At 66.7% G+C, this 4,296-nt stretch carries 1 protein-coding gene; it reads left to right on the forward strand.

Annotated features, from left to right (window positions below; translation table 11 throughout):
• Positions 1 to 4,296: immunoglobulin-like domain-containing protein (locus CAG33_RS27955; RefSeq protein ID WP_371857695.1), on the forward strand; the 4,296-nt coding region annotated here is incomplete at both ends.

The following is a 4,296-nucleotide window of genomic DNA, read 5'->3' on the forward strand; positions in this document are numbered from 1 at the left end:
ACCGTGACCCTGGCCAACGGCCAATCGATCACCATCGAAGTCGGCAAGACCACCGGCACCGTGACCACCACCGCACCGAACGACGCGTTGAACGGCCACTCACCGCTGACCAACTCGATCACCGATGTCAGCGGCGGCAACTACGAAAACCTCGTGGGCGACAAGACACCGGTTTCGACCACCGTCACCGACACCGTGGACACCACCAACCTGACGCTGAGCGCAACGGGCACCGTGGCTGAAGGCGGTTCGATCGTGTACACCGCGACCCTGACCAACGCCGCCGGCACCCCGGTGACCGTAACGTTGAGCAACGGTGCGACCATCACCATCGAAGCCGGCAAGACCACCGGCACCGTGACCGTCCCTGCGCCGGCCGATGACGTCTACAAGGACGCCGGCAAAGTCGAAGTGACCATCAAGGACGCCACCGGCGGCAACTTCGAGAACCTGGTGCCGAGCACCACGCCGGCCGTCACCGAAGTCACGGACACCATCGACACCTCGACCGTGAAACTGACGGCCGACACGTCGGTGGCCGAGGGCGGCACCGTCACCTACACCGCTACCGTGGGTGCTCCGGTGACCGGCTCTCCGGTGACCGTGACCCTGGCCAACGGCCAGACCATCACCATCGAAGTCGGCAAGACCACCGGTACGGTCACCACCACCGCGCCGAACGACGCCCTGGCTGGCAACGCGCCGCTGACCAACGCGATCACCGGTGTTTCCGGTGGCAACTACGAGAACCTGGTGGCCGACAAGACCCCCGTCAGCACCACCGTGACCGATGTCGCCGACACCACCGACCTGACGCTCAGCGCCACCGGCACCGTGGCCGAGGGCGGTTCGATCGTCTATACGGCGACCCTGACCAACCCGGCAGGTACGCCGGTGACCGTGACCCTGTCCAACGGCGCGACCATCACCATCGAGGCCGGCAAGACCACCGGCACCGTGACCGTCCCTGCGCCTGCCGACGACGTCTACAAGGACGCCGGCAAGGTTGAGGTCACGATCAAGGATGCAACGGGCGGCAACTTCGAGAACTTGGTGCCGAGCACCGTTCCGGCCATCACCGAAGTCACCGACACCATCGACACCTCCACCGTGAAGCTGACCGCTTCGGAAACGGCAGCGGAAGGCGGCACCGTCACCTACACCGCCACCGTCGGCGCGCCAGTGACCGGTTCTCCGGTGACCGTGACCCTGGCCAACGGCCAGACCATCACCATCGAAGTCGGCAAGACCACCGGCACGATCACCACCACCGCGCCGAACGACGCCCTGGCCGGCAATGCACCGCTGACCAACTCGATCACCGGCGTGTCCGGCGGCAACTACGAGAACCTGGTCGCCGACAAGACCCCGGTCAGCACCACTGTGACCGACACCGTCGACACCACTGACCTGACGCTCAGCGCCACCGGCACTGTGGCCGAGGGCGGTTCGATCGTTTACACCGCCACGCTGACCAACCCAGCGGGCACCCCGGTGACCGTGACCCTGTCCAACGGCGCGACCATCACCATCGAGGCCGGCAAGACGTCCGGCACCGTGACCGTTCCGGCCCCTGCCGACGACGTCTACAAGGACGCCGGCAAGGTTGAGGTCACGATCAAGGACGCCACCGGCGGCAACTTCGAAAACCTGGTGCCGAGCACCGTTCCGGCCGTGACCGAAGTCACCGACACCGTCGACACCACCACCGTGAAACTGACGGCGACCGAGTCGACGGCTGAGGGCGGCACCGTCACCTACACAGCCACCGTGGGCGCGCCGGTCACCGGCTCTCCTGTGACGGTCACTTTGGCCAACGGCCAATCGATCACCATCGAGGTCGGCAAGACCACCGGTACCGTGACCACCACCGCGCCGAACGATGCGTTGAACGGCCACGCACCGCTGACCAACGCGATCACCGACGTCAGCGGCGGCAACTACGAGAATCTGGTCGCCGACAAGACCCCGGTATCGACCACCGTCACCGACACCGTCGACACCACCAACCTGTCCCTGAGCGCCACCGGTTCCGTGGCCGAGGGCGGTTCGATCGTCTACACCGCGACCCTGACCAACCCGGCCGGCACCCCGGTGACCGTGACCCTGTCCAACGGCGCCACCATCACCATCGAAGCCGGCAAGACCACCGGCACCGTGACCGTTCCGGCGCCTGCCGACGACGTCTACAAGGACGCCGGCAAGGTTGAGGTCACGATCAAGGATGCAACGGGCGGCAACTTCGAGAACCTGGTGCCAAGCACCGTTCCGGCCGTCACCGAAGTCACCGACACCATCGACACCACCACCGTGAAGCTGACCGCCACCGAGTCGGCAGCCGAGGGCGGCACCGTCACCTATACCGCCACCGTCGGCGCGCCTGTGACCGGTTCGCCCGTCACCGTGACCCTGGCCAACGGCCAGTCGATCACCATCGAAGTCGGCAAGACCACCGGCACCGTGACCACCACCGCACCGAACGACGCGTTGAACGGTCACGCACCGTTGACCAACGCGATCACCGACGTCAGCGGCGGCAACTACGAGAACCTCGTGGGCGACAAGACCCCGGTCAGCACCACCGTGACCGACACCGTCGACACCACCCACCTGTCCCTGAGCGCCACCGGTTCCGTGGCCGAGGGCGGTTCGATCGTCTATACCGCGACCCTGACCAACCCGGCCGGCACGCCGGTCACTGTGACGTTGAGCAACGGCGCCACCATCACCATCGAAGCCGGCAAGACCACCGGCACCGTGACCGTTCCGGCCCCTGCCGACGACGTCTACAAGGACGCCGGCAAGGTTGAGGTCACGATCAAGGACGCAACGGGCGGCAACTTCGAGAACCTGGTGCCAAGCACCACGCCGGCCGTCACCGAAGTCACCGACACCGTCGACACCACCACCGTGAAGCTGACCGCCACCGAGTCGGCAACTGAGGGCGGCACCGTCACCTACACCGCCACCGTGGGCGCGCCAGTGACCGGTTCGCCTGTCACCGTGACCCTGGCCAACGGCCAGAGCATCACGATTGAAGTCGGCAAGACCACCGGCACCGTGACCACCACCGCGCCGAACGACGCGTTGAACGGTCACGCACCGTTGACCAACGCGATCACCGACGTCAGCGGCGGCAACTACGAGAACCTGGTGGGTGACAAGACCCCGGTCAGCACCACCGTGACCGACACTGTCGACACCACCAACCTGACGCTCAGCGCCACCGGCACGGTGAACGAAGGCGGCCAGATCACCTATACCGCCACCTTGACCAACGCCGCCGGCACGCCGATGACCGTGACGCTGAGCAACGGCGCGACCATCACCATCGAGGCCGGCAAGACCTCAGGCACCGTGACCGTTCCGGCCCCGGCCGACGACGTCTACAAAGACGCGGGCACCGTTGAGGCGACCATCAAGGGCACGACCGGCGGCGACTTCGAGAACCTGGTCACCAGCGGCACGCCGGCGGTGACCACCGTCAACGACACCATCGACACCTCCACCGTGTCGCTGACCGCCACGGCGAACGTCGCCGAAGGCGAGACCGTGGTCTACACCGCGACCGTGACCGCACCGGTCACCGGCTCGCCTGTGGTCGTGACGCTGTCCAACGGCCAGACCATCACCATCGCCGTCGGCGAGACCACCGGCACCGTGAACTTCGTGGCGCCGAACAGCCCGCTGGCCGGCGGCAGTTCCCTGAGCGTGACCATCAACGGCGCGAGCGGCGGCAACTACGAAAAACTGGACGTGGACGGCAAGTCCGCCGACACGGCGGTCTCGGACACCACCGACACCACCCACCTGAACCTGAGCGCCACCGACTCGGTGGCCGAAGGCGGCTCGATCACCTACACCGCGACCCTGACCAATGCCGCCGGCACCCCGGTGACCGTGACCCTGTCCAACGGCGCGACCATCACCATCGAGGCCGGCAAGACGTCCGGCACCGTGACCGTTCCGGCGCCTGCCGACGACGTCTACAAGGACGCCGGCAAAGTCGAAGTCACCATCAAGGATGCGTCCGGCGGCAACTTCGAGAGCCTGGTGCCGAGCACCGTCCCGGCGGTGACCAACGTCACCGACACCATCGACACCACCACCGTGAAGCTGACTGCCACCGAGTCGGCGGCTGAAGGCGGCACCGTCACCTACACCGCTACCGTCGGCGCTCCGGTAACCGGCTCGCCCGTCACCGTGACCCTGGCGAACGGCCAATCGATCACCATCGAAGTGGGCAAGACCACCGGCACCGTCACCACCACCGCGCCGAACGACGCCCTGGCCGGC

It is taken from the genome of Pseudomonas sp. B3(2017) (genome assembly GCF_002113595.1).
Lineage (GTDB): Bacteria > Pseudomonadota > Gammaproteobacteria > Pseudomonadales > Pseudomonadaceae > Aquipseudomonas > Aquipseudomonas ekonensis.